Below are 13,924 nucleotides of genomic sequence, written 5' to 3'. Positions count from 1 at the left end.
CAATCAAAACTTAAAGAAATAAGGTGAGTGAATGTTATATGTAGTTGGAATAGGTCCAGGAAATCGGGATATGATGACCGGAGAGGCAATTAAAGCCATCGAAAAAGCAGATGTTATTGTAGGATACATTACATATATTCGACTGATAGAAGAAATGCTTGTGGAAAAAGAAGTAGTTAAGAATGGTATGCGTAAAGAAATTGATCGCTGTAAGCAAGCAGTGGAAATCGCTAAAACGGGTAAAAATGTCACAGTAATCTCAAGCGGTGATGCGGGTATTTATGGTATGGCTGGACTTATATTGGAACTAGTCGAAAAGGAAGAACAAGAGATTGAAGTAGAAGTAATCGCTGGTGTAACAGCAAGTATTGGAGCTGCTGCGAGACTTGGAGCACCCATTATGCATGATTTCTGTCATATTAGCCTGAGTGACTTAATGACGCCTTGGGAAGTTATTGAAAAACGAATTGCATTGGCGGCACAAGCAGATTTTGTTGTTTGTTTTTATAATCCTCGTAGTAAAGGTAGAGCGAATCATTTACAAACAGCGTTCGAGATTATGATGCAATATAAATCTCCCGATACACCTGTTGGAATTGTTAAAGATGTGGCGCGTAAAGATGAGCGAATCATTATGACGACATTATCTGCCATTTCGTATGAAGAAGTTGATATGACAACGCTTGTAATTGTCGGAAATAAAGAGACATATGTTTCCGGTAATAAAATGATCACTCCTCGTGGGTATTCACTATGATTCTCGTTTTTGGAGGAACATCTGATAGTTTAGAAATTTGTCATTACTTAGAGGAGCATTCGTTTCAATATGTCGTTTCTGTTGCAACAGAATATGGTGGTAAGGTGACAAAGCAGCATACTACAAAAGTTATTCAAAACCGAATGAGCCTAGATAAAATGCTACATTTCATGAAATCAAACGAAGTCACCTTAGTGATTGATGCAACACATCCTTTTGCAACAGAAGTATCGATAAATGCGATGGCTGTATGTGAAGAATTGGACATACCGTATATTCGATTTGAACGACCGCAGGAGGAAAGAGAAGATGAACTTCTTCATGTTGTGGAGGATTTAGATGCTGCATGCAAAGTAGCGAATCATTTAGGAGAGCGAATTTTTTTAACAACAGGTAGTAAAAATCTAGCTGACTATTTAGAGAGATTACCAGATAAACATGTAATTGCGAGAGTATTACCTATAACAGAAGTGATTCATCATTGCGAGCAACTAGGGTTGATTGCGGATCAAATTGTGGCAATGAAAGGGCCGTTTTCAAAAGAGTTAAATAAAGCAATTTTTCAGGCTACAAAAGCTGATGTGGTTATTACGAAGGAAGCAGGACGAAATGGTGGTTTTCAGGAAAAGGTGGAGGCTTGTTTAGAGCTTCATATACCTTGCGTTATTATTCAAAGGCCGAAGCTCGATTATCCTAAAGTGGTGTCTTCCATGAATGAACTCGTAACGTATTTATATCATCATACAAGTTAACGACAAGGGAGGACGACAAGTTGACTGGCAAGGTAGTTTTGATGGGAGCAGGTCCAGGAGATATAGGTTTATTGACAGTAAAGGCAATGGAAACTTTGCGACGTGCTGACTCAATTGTATATGACAGATTAGTTGATTCATCGCTGTTAGCTGCGCGAAAGCCACAATGTAAATTGATTTATGTAGGAAAAGAGCCATCGCATCATCCAATACCACAAGAGGAAATTGAGCAAATCTTGGTTAATGAAGCGCGCAATGGTGGGTTAGTTGTACGATTAAAAGCGGGTGATCCATACGTATTTGGGCGCGGTGGTGAAGAAGGTGAAGTATTGTACGATGCAGGCATTCCCTTTGAAGTGATTCCTGGTATTACTTCAGCGATTGGTGGGCTAGTCTATGCAGGCATACCTGTTACACACCGTGATTATGCATCAAGTTTTCATGTCATAACAGGCCATTTAAAGAAAGGGCATGATCCGTTAGATTGGCAAAGCCTTGCTCGTTTAGAAGGCACTCTTGTTTTCTTAATGGGGATGACCAACTTGCAAGCTATTTGTGAAAAGCTAATCAGAAATGGTCGCTCACCAGAAACAAGTGTAGCGGTTGTTGAATGGGCATCACGTTCTCATCAACGCTCAGTAGTAGGAGACTTAACATCTATTCATGAAATTGTACAGAAAAAAGGTATTCATAATCCGGCACTAATTGTTGTGGGAGATGTAGTGAAGCTACGACCAAAATTGAATTTCTTTGAGTCGTTACCTTTATTTCAACAAAAAATCCTTGTACCTAGAGCGAGAGCAGGCGAGAGTAAGTTAGCAAGAAAGATTGAAGAATTAGGTGGCAAAGCAGTAGAGTATCCACAAATTGCTGTGCAAGAGCAACCACTACCTAAATCAGATGTTACTTTTTCCAATTTACGTTCATATGACACGCTTATATTTATGAGTAGTGAAAGTGTACAGTATTTTTTTGAGAACTTGTTAGCAAAAGATAAGGATAGTCGTGATTTGCAACATTTGCATATTGTGGCTGTTGGAATTGATGTACTGAAATGCTTACAGGGAAAAGGTATACAAGCTGATTCATTCTGCCCACGCCGTTCAGTGCAACTACTTTTAGATTTGCAGGGAGAAGCGTGGCAAAGAGGAATGCATATTTTGTTAGTTGGGAGTGAAGAGTTGGTTCATACATTTGCAGAACAATTAACAAGGCATGCATATGTTACACCACTTCCGCTTTATAAGGAAGTACGAACAACTTGCAAGTCATTCAATCTTGCAGAATATAACGCCATTTGTTTTGGTAGTTCTACTACTGTGCAAAATTTATTAACTGTGTTAACGAAGGAAGAACAACAAGTATTAGCTCAGAAAAAGCTTTTTTCTATTGGACAAATGACGAGTCAAAGCATTAGAGACAATGGATTTACCGTGCATCAAGAAGCAAAGAAACCGAGTATTGATGAAGTCATTCAACTATTAATAGATGATGTTAAAGGAGCTGTATTAGCATGAAAAAGGCGATATTAGTTGTAAGTTTTGGAACGAACTACGCTGAAACAAGAGAAAGAACGATTGGTGCTTGTGAAAATAAAATTCGTGAAGCATTCCCAGATTATGATGTGTATCGTGCTTTCACATCTAATATGGTCATTAACAAATTAGCAAAGCGTGATGGTATTCATGTTGATACAGTAGAAGTAGCGTTGTTAAAGCTAGAGTCACTAGGTTATGAAGAGGTTATTATTCAATCTCTTCACATCATTCATGGTGAGGAATATGAGAAAATCATTACTCAAGCTCAAAGCTTCCAAAATAAATTTAGTCGTCTAATTATTGGAGAGCCTTTATTACAGAATTACGATGATTATGTAATGACAATTGCAGCGTTAGTCTCTCAAATGCCAGTTCTTCAAAGTGATGAAGCAGTAGTGCTTATGGGGCATGGCACTGAGCATTATTCTTTCAGTGCTTATGCTTGTCTGGATCATATGCTTCGAGATACACCGATTTATTTAGGTTGTGTTGAGAGCTATCCATCTTTAGATATCATAATGGCTGAATTAGAAGAAGACCATAAAAAGAAGGTGCATCTTATGCCATTCATGCTTGTTTCTGGTGACCATGCAATTAATGACATGGCTTCAGATAACAAGGATTCTTGGAAAACACAATTGATGGGAGAAGGCTTTGAAACAGTATGCTATTTACAAGGCTTAGGTGAGAATCCAGCTATTCAAGCTCAATTTGTGAACCGTATTGCAAGAGCGCTTGAGAAGGAGGCTGTTCTTCATGGCTAAGTTTTACGGTATCGGAACAGGCCCAGGTGATTCTGGGCTCGTTACTGTAAAAGCCGTTCAAACACTAAAAAACTGCGATATTTTATATACACCAGAGCCAAAGAAAAACAGTAAAAGCCTTGCGTACTCCATTGTAGAATCATACTTGCCATCTGATTTAATCGTAAAACAACGTCATTTTCCAATGAGTTATAATCAAGCAGAAAAAATGAAAGCGTGGCAAAATATTGCCGAGGAAATAGAACAAGATGTGAAAGCAGGCAATAATGTTGGCTTTATCACACTTGGCGACCCGATGATTTATAGCACGTATAGCTATTTGTTGGAATTATTAGCAGGTCATATTGAAACGGAAACAATACCTGGTATATCGTCATTTTCGAATATTGCTTCAAGTGTTGGAATGCCATTGGTGATGGATGAGGAAACACTTGCTGTGATTCCTTGTACGGTTGGATCTGAAGCAATCGAGCAAGCACTCACTCATTTCTCAGCCGTTATTTTGATGAAAGTAACGAGTGATTTTTCCTTGGTGTTACAGCTATTGAGGAAGTATGGCTTATTAGAGCAAGCTACCTTAGTTAGTGATTCATCTATGAAATCTGAACAAATTATATCAGACTTGAGTCAATTTACAGGAGAAGAGAAAATTTCATATTTCTCTACAATTATTGTGAAGAGAAGTGCTGTTTCATGATAAAGCTGTACAATATGTAAGTTATGGCCAAAAGAAGCGCGTCGCGATTGCAGGAGCTCTAGTCTTAGACTCGGAATGGCTATTACTTGATGAATCAACAGCAGGGCTTGATCCAGATGGTCGTGAAAAGATGATTGAAATCATTCAAAACTTAGCGGCTCATGAAAAAAAGTGTTACTATCAAATCATGATATTGATTTAATTTATCATATTTGCGAGATAAAGGGGAGTTATGATGTATCCAATTATGCTTGATGTAACTGACAAACTTGTGGTGATTGTTGGTGGGGGACGAATTGCACTTAGGAAAGCAAAGGGGCTAGTGAAGGAAAGGGCAAAAGTTACAGTTGTTAGCCCGGAATTGGCAGAGGGTTTTTCGGAAATTTCTATAACATGGAAACAAAAAAACTATGAAGCTAGTGATCTTGAAGGTGCATTTCTTATTTTTGCTTGTACAGATAATGTGGAAGTAAATAGACAAGTGCGAAACGATACGGCTTCGCATCAGCTTGTAAATATAACGAGTGAACAGGAGCTGTCAAGCTTTCATAATATGGCTGTCGTTGAAAGTGAAGACGCTGTTTTTGCTGTATCAACAAGAGGAAGTAGCCCTAGTCGAGCAAAGCAATTACGAATGAAGTTGGAAGACTGGTTGAATGAACAATAAAATACATTATTAAGAACAGACTGGGAATGTGTTTATTTTACATACTTGGTGGCCTTTTCTTTTTCTATGAGAGCTCGTTTCAGCCACCATCTTTAAACGTTCTTGTTTACAATTGCATTTTAAATTGGGAGTATGAACACCAGATAGAGCAGAGTAATTTTTGGTAAAATTGTTAATGAAATTTTATGCAAGCACCTCCAAAAAATTCTACAATTAAAGTAGATAGATTCATCTAGGGGGGGACAATCATTGAATCGAATTGAACGTGAAGAGAAGACGATTAGTATTATGATCGACATGTATTGTAAAAACGAGCATAAGCAAGAGAATTTATGTGAAGAATGTCAGAAATTAAAAGAATATGCATATTTTCGTCTGTCGAAGTGTCCATTTCAAGAAAAGAAACCAGCATGTCAAAATTGTAAAATACATTGCTATAAACCGGATATGAAAGAATTCGTTAAAGAGGTTATGAAGAAGAGCGGACCGAAGATGATTTTGAAACATCCATATTTCGCAGTGATGCATGTTGTAGACACAATGAAGAAAGCACCAGAGTTACCAAAGAGGAATAAAGTCAAATAGAAAAAAGGCAATGATAGCATTGTCTTTTTTTAGTACATTAACCTTTTTGTTGCGTTTAAATAGTAGGAAGTGAACAGATCGTAATTGGATATATTTACTCTTCAATGAATTGTGAAAGTGTTTGAAAAAAAAGAAATCTTTTTTATATAATTAAAGAGTACTACATTATTATTTTATGATTATGCTCATTTTTTCACATAAACCTTGGAAGGAGCCTGTTCTATGATTAAAAAATGTATGATTCTATTAGGCTTGAGCATGTTACTAGTTGCTTGCTCATCAAATAGCCAAGCAGAAGAGAAGTCTTCATCAAAAGCTCAAGAAAGAGAATATGTTGAAAGCCTTTTGAACGATTTAAATGTTGCAACAGATGCATTAAATGACTCATATTATATGAAAACTGAAAATGTAAAAGGTACTCTTAAAGAATTTAAATCTCAGCTTTCTCCTATTAATCAAGCTGTAGTAAAGTTTAAAGAAGAAGACGAAGGACCTACTAAACAATTAGAAAAATTACGTGAGCTAGTTGGGAAGAGTATTTCAGAAATTGACGCATTTATAGATTATGCTCCGAAGGCTCTTTATGATAAAGATCCTAACTTTATAGAGAAATATAATGAAGTGGAGACAAAAATTAGCCCCTATTTAATAGAGATTAATAAAATGACAGAAGAGCTTGGGGTATAAGAAGTTTTAAAATTTGATGTATTTTAAATTCTGCCTATATAATGATAAAGCATTGTTTTGTGCGTTTTCACAAATTAGAGGAGGAATACATATGCAACAACTTCAACATAAAACAGCTGTAATTACCGGTGCTAATAAAGGGATTGGAAAAGCAACTGCAATTGCACTAGCTAAAGAAGGTGTAAACCTTGGTTTTATTGCAAGAAATGGAGCAGAGTTAGAAGCTTTATGTCAACAGCTAGAGAAGGAATATGGTATTAAAGCAGTGTTTGCAACTGCAGATGTTTCGGTAAGAGAGGAAGCAGAAGCGGCAGCGGAAGCAGTTATTGGGCAATTAGGTAAAGTAGATATTCTTATTAACAACGCTGGAATCGCAGCGTTTGGAACGCTTCTTGAAATGGATCCAGAAGAATGGGAAAGAATTATTCGTGTGAATTTAATGGGTACATATTATATAACTCGTAAAATACTGCCAACAATCCTTGAGCAAAAAGAAGGAAGTATTATTAATGTTTCTTCAACTGCAGGGGAAAAAGGCTTTGCAACAGGAAGTGCATATTGTTCATCTAAATTCGCTGTTCTAGGTTTAACTGAATCATTGATGCAAGAAGTTCGTAAATCGAATGTTCGCGTTACAGCTATTACACCAAGTACAGTTGCTACAGATTTAGCAGTAAATGCTGGACTGAAAATCGGTGATGAAGATCGCATGATGCAAGCGGAAGATGTAAGTGAATTAATCCTATCTGTGCTTCAAATGCCTCAACGTGTTTTTATTAAAACAGCAGGTATTTGGACAACGAATCCACAGTAATAAGAAAAGCGCAAGCGCCCGTTTGGCGACGTATAGATTGGAGCACTTCGACTGAGATAAAGGAAACACGAAGAGGCGATAGCCGATTCGATGTTGACTTATCGTAGGGAGATGGGCGAAATCTACTAGTCGCTGGGCGCTGGAGCTAGACACAGCACAAATTTATATACTTTTTCTTATCTTTTAAGAAAAACCGTCACCGGTCTTTTTTGATTGATGTTTTTACTTCTTCTAATGTCATGCTAGTTATTGAACCTTCGTTTTTTTATCGGTTGATAGATTGCAAATCAATTTGCAGTGAATTACCATATTCATAATCTGCAAGTTTTATCAAAATTTGTTACAATCATTTTATAAAGAAACTAGAGGGAGATTAATAGCAACTTAGTTATGAAAAAATTAATCGGTATAATCATTATTGTAGCTGTCCTTGGAGGATGTAGCATATTCTCAAGTGGGACAGTGAAAACAGAAGTGTCGCCATTAGATGTACCATTAGTGTTACAATATCCAGAGCTTCCAAGAGGATGCGAAGTAACTAGCTTAGCAATGTTGCTTCAATATAGTGGATATGATGTAGACAAAATGGATTTATCTGAAGAAATTGCTCATGAACCATTTGAAGAGAATGGTTTAAAAGGAGATATGCATAAAGGATTTGTTGGAGCGATAGATACGCTAGACCGTGACGGACTAGGTGTATATGTTGAACCAATTGTCGACCTAGCTAAATCGTATGCGCCAAAATGGAAAGTGAAAAATTTGACAGGAAAGTCAATGGATGCTTTATATGAAGCTATTGGAAAAGGCTATCCAGTTTGGGTTATTACAAATGCTAGATTTAAAGAATTATCAGATGATCATTTTAAAACGTGGGAAACAGAAGAAGGTACCATGCAAGTAACTTACCGTCAGCATAGTGTCGTAATGACTGGCTATGATGAGGAGTACGTTTATGTAAATGATCCAATGAAATCGAAGAAAAATGTTGCTTTAAATCGTGCAGATTTTGAAGCAGCATGGGTTCAAATGGGAAGCCAAGCGATGTATATTGCGAAGAAATAATGAAAAGCACATCCATATTTAGTAGAAATGGATGTGCTTTTTATTATATGTAAATGTATATTTTTACTAAAAAAGAAAAAAATAATTTCAATCAAATGAAAGGAGTTAAATAAATGAATAAAATAATTATGTCTTTTATGATTGCTACTTTACTTAGTTTAGGATTTACATCTCTATCCTCTGCGGAAGAACAACAGAATGTAGTGGATCAGAAGAAGGTACAACTGACAAGTGAACAACAGGCAGAAGTGAAAGCGATTCATCAAAATATTCTTGAACAAAAGAAAAAGCTAATTGGCAAATATGTGGAGTTTGGGCAAATGACAAAAGAGGATGGAGATAAGCTGATTAGCCGCTTTGATCAAAAGTTTAAAAAGATGGAAGAAATGGGCTTCCAAATGCCAAAACATCACCATTTTCATAAGAGTGGGAAACATTAATTAGGATATTAAGTCGGTTAAGAAGTCAGTGCTATTTACAGGTAGAACTGACTTCTTTTATTTGTGAAAACTATGGATTACTGCGTTCGTAATTCTCGAATACTCCTTGTTGATTTCTACACTAAGTGAATGGTGGTAGCTAATTGCCTTAACTGTTCTTCATTCGTGATCTTATAACCCCGACCACTTTTTTCAATATAACCCTCGTTAAGAAATTGTGCGAATACGTGGAGTAAATGGCGGTATGAAACCCCTAAGTACTCACAGACTTCTTTATGTTTTTCCTTGTAAAAATAATCATCAGCTGAAAGTAAAATAAATTCTGCTAGCCGATTTTCGAGCGGGTAAGCAAGGCTTTGTGAATATTTTGCTGTCATAGCGGTTGCTTTGTTACTGAGAAAGGTGCATAAGTATTTCAAAAACTTCGCATCATTCAATAGTTGATTTTTGCAAATATGAACGGGAATGGCAAAACAAATAGCCTTCGTTGCTGTTTGAATACCTTTGGAGTAATACGTTTCGTGTAATAATTCCATTTCACCTATGAACGTACCAGGTTGGATAAAATTAATGAGAGATACTTTTCCGTTTTGATGTGTGAGGTAGATCTTTGCTTTTCCTTCAACGAGATAATATAAATACCTTGGAAATGAACCTTCTTGAATAATAAATTCCCCTCGTTCAAATTGATGCACTTGGATATGTTGAATAATTGGAAATGAAAAAATCGATTGTATAGGGTATTTTACGATAAATGTGCTGCGTGTAGGTTCAGTTAGAATATACATTATTCCCTCCAATAAATGAAAAGTATGAGATATCTCATATTATTGTAGAAAAAACCGTGCTATGATGCAATGAGTACGGAGGGATTTACATGAATAATCAGCGATGGATGTCGCAAAACTTTTTTATATTTTTTATGACTTGGGGAGTATTTCTTCCTTATTGGACAGGCTGGCTAGTTGAAGGAAAAGGCTTGAGTGTTTCAGAAGCAAGCTTAATTATGAGTTTCGGATTAGTTGCTCGTGGGGCTTCAACATTATTTGCGTTTCCACTAGCTTCTAGACGTTGGAGCAACAAGACAGTGATTGTGTTGCTAACAGGTGGTGCACTTCTTGCAGCACTTCTTTACATTCCTGCAAACTCTTTCACAACACTGTTTGCCGTCACACTTATATTTAGTATGTTTTATCCAGCGCTTTTACCGGCACTTGATAGCACAGCAGGTATATTAGTACAGCATGGACGTCTTCATTACGGTAAAAGTCGTTCTTATGGATCGCTGGGCTTTATTATTTCAGTACTTATTCTTAGTGTTATTACAGGATATTTTGGTGATTCAGCTATTCTATGGGTAATGATTATTATGCTCATTGCAATGTTACTCATGCTTAATTTTACAGCAGCACCAGAAGTTCTACTAGTGAAGCCAGAGAAGACGAAATCAAACTTTTCTATTCGTAGCTTATGGAATATCAAAGGCTTTCCACTTGTCCTATTAATCGTAGTTTTATTACAAGGTGCTCATGCATCTTACTATAATTACGGTTATATTTATTTACAGGATTTAGGTGTGTCGAAATATTATATTGGGATGATTATTAATATAGGTGTAATATTTGAAATTCTATACTTCGCAAAAGCTGATAATGTTTTTGGAAAATGGAAACCAGCTTCATTACTAGTATTATCGGCAGCAGGTTCAACAGTACGTTGGTTACTTGTCGCTTTCTTCCCAAATGTCTGGGTATTCGTTATTTCTCAAAGCTTACACGCTTTATCATTTGGTGTTGCACATTATGCATTTATCCTTTATATCACGCAAAAATTGCCGAAAGATCAAATACCAAATGCACAAGGTGTATACTCAGCACTAGCACTTAGCTGGAGTACAGCAATTTTAACATTATTAGGTGGTTCATTATACGAAATCGAACCAGGATATGCATTTTTAGGAATGATTATATGTACGATTCCAGCACTTTTATTATCATTACGTTTTCGAGCACGCTCATAAAGAAAAAGACTGTCGATGACCCGACAGTCTTTTTGTTGTCTAACCTTACACCTGCTATGCTTGGAAATAAGCCAACCTGTTTTGAAAACCAAGTGCGGGTTTTCAAGAACAGCTCGTCTTACCAATGTTGTCTAGCTTCGGCGACCAGCCCCTCGAGTCATAAGCCATCTCGCTTTAGAAATGAAAAGCGTATTTCTTAAGCGAGCCGTCTTATGCTGGTCGGGGCTAAACTGGTCACTTCAGCATTTCAATATTGCCGCATAGCTCTTTTTTGATTGGGAGTAAATCAAGGAACATAAGCATCAATCAAAAAAGACCGGTGACGGTTTTTCTTATAATCTATCCATTTCCCTCTTTAATTCAGCCACTTTTCATTTGACTCCATAAAGCCATTCACAATGAACTATCTTTATGATACTGTAAAAATAAGGAATGAACTACTAGTGGAAATGAGATAAACGGCGATGAAAACCAAAAGTAAACTAGTTCGTATATATAAGGTACTTTCTATGTTTTTAGTAATCTTCCTTCAATTGTATTGGTATAAAATTCGAAGAAAGCCAAAGGCAGACTGGGAACAATTATGGGGAAGAATAGGAGAACGATTTAGGAAAACGTTATTTGAATTAGAGGGTTTGTTAATTAAAATTGGTCAGATTTTAAGTACACGTGCTGATTTGCTGCCACAAGCATTTATTCGTCAAATTGAAGATCTTACCGATCAAGTACCTCCTTCTAGCTGGAATGAGATTCAAGAAATTCTTGAAAAAGAATGGGGAACAGCTTTTCAGCGACATTTTCTTTCTATTGAAACAAGTGCCATTGCATCTGCATCAATAGGGGAAGTGTATAAAGGAGTACTACTAGATGGTACAGAAGTAGCCATTAAGGTTAAACGTCCTCATATTGATGAAGTAGTGCGGATAGATTTCCGAATATTACATATAGTTATTTGGTTCGCAAATCATTTTGCTCCTATTCCCAAAGGCTTCATTAATTTAAATGTCTTATTTAAAGAACTTAAGCATGTCATTCTTCAAGAGCTTGATTATGCAAAGGAACTTCAGACGATTCAAGTATTTCATGAAAGATTTAAAGAAATGGACATCGTGAGAGTTCCTGAGATATATGCAAATCTCAGCACATCAAATGTACTGGTGATGGAATGGATGGACGGTATAAGGTTGACCAATTTGGAAGGTTTGGATGAAGTAGGAATAAGTCGTCAGGAGTTGGCTCAAAGACTTATAAAAGTATTTCTTCCACAGTGGCTAGAACCTGGCGTCTTTCACGCAGATCCTCATCCAGGAAACCTTCTTCTTTCTAAAAAGGGAGAAATTATCATTTTGGATTTTGGAATGATAGGAGAAATATCAAAAAAAGATGCCACTTATTTTCAAGGTTTAATAGAAAGTTTTCTTTCAAAAAATTATACAAAAGCTGTAGACTGCTTGTCACATCTTGGATTCCTATTACCTGAAGCAGATACAAGAACGATGGAAAGATTGTTGGCTGAATTTCTTTCGATTCAACCTGCTCAACTGAAGGAAACGGATTTAATGGCTTTGAAATTAGAAATGAATGATTTAATTCAAGCTTTACCGATTCAAGTGCCTACGAGATTTGTTTTTTTAGGACGTTCATTCATTACTATAGAAGGAATCATTCTTCACTTGGCGTCTGATGAAGAACTTATTGAGTTAGCGAAGCCTGTATTTATGGAATGGCTACAGAAGCAAGGCAATAATAAATGGGCATTTGTATGGCAATGGCTTCAGTCACAGCCTGTTTTCAAAATCATTCATTCAATTACTGAATTTCTAGATTCCCCGAAGAAATTGGAGCAGTTAAAGGAAATAGAACAGCGAAGAAACTTTCAATTTACTCTATATGAAAATAATAAACAGCGATTCTTTCAGTTATTAATATTAGGATTAATAGGTATAGTAGTTGGAATTTATACGAGATATACGCTTATTTGGAATTTGTCCGTTGGTCTAAGTGCTATCACATCTATTGGTTATGTAATTTGTAGTTATAAACAAAGAAAATGGATGAAGTATATGCATGAAAAGCGGAGGGGATAGGTAGCATGAAAAGTTAGGTGAACAGAGTTTCGTCCAATAATAGGTCTGTTTTACTGTGAAAAGGGAGAAGTTCCATAACTTCTCTCTTTTCTCTTGGGGATGCTATGGAACTATTTAATTATCGTACAGGTAGTGTTTTTAATATGGAGGTTATGATATGTTTGGAATCCCATTGGCCTCTTGAAAAGCTTGTTATTGGATATTTTCGAGGGAATAGTTGTTGTTGAATAGCTGCTACATCCATACCTTGCTGATTAAATTTCTTCACCTCATAGGTTATTTGGTTCAAATAATCTAGTTTTTCCTTAAACATTTGTTTACCATCTTTAATGTAGCCAGCATGGTTACAAAACATTTCCTTAAAATCATAGGATAAAATTTGTTTAATAGAGTCTATTATTTGTGGGATTGATTCTGAATCCATAATGACCTTAGTACGTACTTGAACGAATAAATCACCTGAAAATAACTGTCCAGTGGAGGTATTTAAATAAGCTGTGTGATCAGCAGAATGTCCTGGTGTGAAAATACTTTTCCAATTGTAAGATCTTGATTGAAATGTCTCTGGTACAGGATTAGCGGTAAATGCACGTCGCTTTCCCCAAAAAATTTGTCTGTATAGAGGATAATCTCCTTTTTTTAGCGCATTGGGTAATGAAATGGATGGTAAAAAAATAGGGATGTTTCGCTGTTGTTGGAACCATGCCGCACAACCAGTATGGTCTTCATGTATATGGGTGCAATATAAGGCATCAATGGATTGTTCATCAAAAAATGTTTCAAATTGTTTTGCCAATGATTGCGCCCCTGCATCAATAGCAATCCCATCTATGACATAAGCATAGACATTTAGTTTAACCGATTGAAATTTTATTGAGCCATTAGCATATGCAACATCGCCAATCGTTCCTTTTTCTATCTTTTTTTGAAAAAACATTTTTTACCTCCAGTCTTTTTAAGTTATCATAACACAAAAGTGAGTGAATGTTCATTCAATTTTTGTGTGTTTTACCGAGATTTATAAAATCAAAAGGCTGTCTAACAAATGATT

Annotated in this window: 15 protein-coding genes and 1 pseudogene; 14 read left to right on the top strand and 2 right to left on the bottom strand. The window is 36.3% G+C overall.

Translation table 11 applies throughout. The annotated features are described in order from the left end of the window. The first annotated feature begins 31 nt into the window (after positions 1 to 31). The 12 genes and pseudogenes from cobJ (at position 32) to TX86_RS13750 (ending at position 8,766) form a co-directional block, all read left to right on the top strand. Complete coding sequence (gene cobJ, locus TX86_RS13805; protein WP_042349362.1) at positions 32 to 757, top strand: precorrin-3B C(17)-methyltransferase; 726 nt, start codon at positions 32 to 34, stop codon at positions 755 to 757. Then, complete coding sequence (gene cobK / locus TX86_RS13800; protein ID WP_042349361.1) at positions 754 to 1,509, top strand: precorrin-6A reductase; 756 nt, start codon at positions 754 to 756, stop codon at positions 1,507 to 1,509. Before cobJ ends, cobK begins: the two co-directional genes overlap by 4 nt. 20 nt (positions 1,510 to 1,529) lie before the next feature. Then, a complete protein-coding gene (gene cobA, locus TX86_RS13795; protein ID WP_042349360.1) occupies positions 1,530 to 3,026 on the top strand; it encodes a uroporphyrinogen-III C-methyltransferase in 1,497 nt (498 codons plus the stop codon). Continuing rightward, positions 3,023 to 3,811, top strand: coding sequence for a sirohydrochlorin cobaltochelatase (locus TX86_RS13790; protein ID WP_042349359.1), 789 nt, complete (start codon positions 3,023 to 3,025; stop codon positions 3,809 to 3,811). The genes cobA and TX86_RS13790 overlap by 4 nt, the downstream gene beginning before the upstream one ends. Then, positions 3,804 to 4,508 carry a cobalt-factor II C(20)-methyltransferase gene (locus TX86_RS13785; RefSeq protein ID WP_042349358.1) on the top strand — a complete coding sequence of 235 codons (705 nt, stop codon included), beginning with the start codon at positions 3,804 to 3,806 and terminating at the stop codon, positions 4,506 to 4,508. The genes TX86_RS13790 and TX86_RS13785 overlap by 8 nt, the downstream gene beginning before the upstream one ends. Continuing rightward, positions 4,501 to 4,727, top strand: a pseudogene (locus TX86_RS13780) (ATP-binding cassette domain-containing protein); the annotation flags it as partial. The gene TX86_RS13785 and the pseudogene TX86_RS13780, both read left to right, overlap by 8 nt. Positions 4,728 to 4,740: 13 nt before the next feature. Then, positions 4,741 to 5,175: a precorrin-2 dehydrogenase/sirohydrochlorin ferrochelatase family protein gene (locus tag TX86_RS13775; RefSeq protein ID WP_230203619.1), complete on the top strand. Its 435-nt coding sequence runs from the start codon at positions 4,741 to 4,743 to the stop codon at positions 5,173 to 5,175. A 249-nt stretch (positions 5,176 to 5,424) separates the two neighbouring features. Then, on the top strand, positions 5,425 to 5,760 hold the full coding sequence (locus tag TX86_RS13770; protein ID WP_042349355.1) for a nitrous oxide-stimulated promoter family protein: 336 nt from the start codon (positions 5,425 to 5,427) through the stop codon (positions 5,758 to 5,760). Positions 5,761 to 5,982: 222 nt separating this feature from the next. Then, complete coding sequence (locus TX86_RS13765) at positions 5,983 to 6,447, top strand: hypothetical protein (protein ID WP_042349354.1); 465 nt, start codon at positions 5,983 to 5,985, stop codon at positions 6,445 to 6,447. Positions 6,448 to 6,538: 91 nt separating this feature from the next. After that, entirely contained in the window at positions 6,539 to 7,261 is a 723-nt protein-coding gene (locus TX86_RS13760) for a 3-ketoacyl-ACP reductase (protein WP_042349353.1), read from the top strand. 390 nt (positions 7,262 to 7,651) lie between these two features. Continuing rightward, complete coding sequence (locus TX86_RS13755; protein WP_042349352.1) at positions 7,652 to 8,326, top strand: C39 family peptidase; 675 nt, start codon at positions 7,652 to 7,654, stop codon at positions 8,324 to 8,326. Between the two features lie 113 nt (positions 8,327 to 8,439). After that, on the top strand, positions 8,440 to 8,766 hold the full coding sequence (locus TX86_RS13750; RefSeq protein WP_042349351.1) for a DUF2680 domain-containing protein: 327 nt from the start codon (positions 8,440 to 8,442) through the stop codon (positions 8,764 to 8,766). A gap of 116 nt (positions 8,767 to 8,882) precedes the next feature. On the opposite strand, the gene yeiL is transcribed toward TX86_RS13750, so the two are convergent. Next, the gene (gene yeiL / locus TX86_RS13745; protein WP_042349350.1) at positions 8,883 to 9,554 is read right to left on the bottom strand and encodes a transcriptional regulator YeiL; all 672 of its coding nucleotides are present in this window, start codon (positions 9,552 to 9,554) and stop codon (positions 8,883 to 8,885) included. A gap of 89 nt (positions 9,555 to 9,643) precedes the next feature. Between yeiL and TX86_RS13740 the strand changes: the two genes are divergently transcribed. Both TX86_RS13740 and TX86_RS13735 read left to right on the top strand, forming a co-directional pair. Further along, positions 9,644 to 10,786: an MFS transporter gene (locus TX86_RS13740; RefSeq protein ID WP_042349349.1), complete on the top strand. Its 1,143-nt coding sequence runs from the start codon at positions 9,644 to 9,646 to the stop codon at positions 10,784 to 10,786. A 464-nt stretch (positions 10,787 to 11,250) separates the two neighbouring features. Continuing rightward, positions 11,251 to 12,873 carry an ABC1 kinase family protein gene (locus TX86_RS13735; protein ID WP_042349348.1) on the top strand — a complete coding sequence of 541 codons (1,623 nt, stop codon included), beginning with the start codon at positions 11,251 to 11,253 and terminating at the stop codon, positions 12,871 to 12,873. Positions 12,874 to 12,991: 118 nt separating this feature from the next. Here the strand turns inward: TX86_RS13735 and TX86_RS13730 are convergent, their stop codons facing one another. Further along, positions 12,992 to 13,810: an MBL fold metallo-hydrolase gene (locus tag TX86_RS13730; protein ID WP_042349347.1), complete on the bottom strand. Its 819-nt coding sequence runs from the start codon at positions 13,808 to 13,810 to the stop codon at positions 12,992 to 12,994. Positions 13,811 to 13,924: the final 114 nt, after the last annotated feature.

This window comes from Bacillus massiliigorillae (assembly GCF_000380245.2).
In the GTDB taxonomy this organism is placed as follows: domain Bacteria; phylum Bacillota; class Bacilli; order Bacillales; family DSM-1321; genus Bacillus_AD; species Bacillus_AD massiliigorillae.
The sequence above is the reverse complement of the archived record's forward strand: the minus strand, read 5'-3'. Positions and strand labels throughout refer to the sequence as shown.

Bases quoted from the DNA above. Each gene is read 5' to 3' on its own strand.
- cobJ (WP_042349362.1), top strand. From the start codon at position 32: ATGTTATATGTAGTTGGAATAGGTCCAGGAAATCGGGATATGATGACC.
- cobK (WP_042349361.1), top strand. From the start codon at position 754: ATGATTCTCGTTTTTGGAGGAACATCTGATAGTTTAGAAATTTGTCAT.
- TX86_RS13790 (WP_042349359.1), top strand. From the start codon at position 3,023: ATGAAAAAGGCGATATTAGTTGTAAGTTTTGGAACGAACTACGCTGAA.
- TX86_RS13785 (WP_042349358.1), top strand. From the start codon at position 3,804: ATGGCTAAGTTTTACGGTATCGGAACAGGCCCAGGTGATTCTGGGCTC.
- TX86_RS13775 (WP_230203619.1), top strand. From the start codon at position 4,741: ATGATGTATCCAATTATGCTTGATGTAACTGACAAACTTGTGGTGATT.
- TX86_RS13765 (WP_042349354.1), top strand. From the start codon at position 5,983: ATGATTAAAAAATGTATGATTCTATTAGGCTTGAGCATGTTACTAGTT.
- TX86_RS13760 (WP_042349353.1), top strand. From the start codon at position 6,539: ATGCAACAACTTCAACATAAAACAGCTGTAATTACCGGTGCTAATAAA.
- TX86_RS13755 (WP_042349352.1), top strand. From the start codon at position 7,652: ATGAAAAAATTAATCGGTATAATCATTATTGTAGCTGTCCTTGGAGGA.
- TX86_RS13750 (WP_042349351.1), top strand. From the start codon at position 8,440: ATGAATAAAATAATTATGTCTTTTATGATTGCTACTTTACTTAGTTTA.
- yeiL (WP_042349350.1), bottom strand. From the start codon at position 9,554: ATGTATATTCTAACTGAACCTACACGCAGCACATTTATCGTAAAATAC.
- TX86_RS13740 (WP_042349349.1), top strand. From the start codon at position 9,644: ATGAATAATCAGCGATGGATGTCGCAAAACTTTTTTATATTTTTTATG.
- TX86_RS13735 (WP_042349348.1), top strand. From the start codon at position 11,251: ATGAAAACCAAAAGTAAACTAGTTCGTATATATAAGGTACTTTCTATG.
- TX86_RS13730 (WP_042349347.1), bottom strand. From the start codon at position 13,810: ATGTTTTTTCAAAAAAAGATAGAAAAAGGAACGATTGGCGATGTTGCA.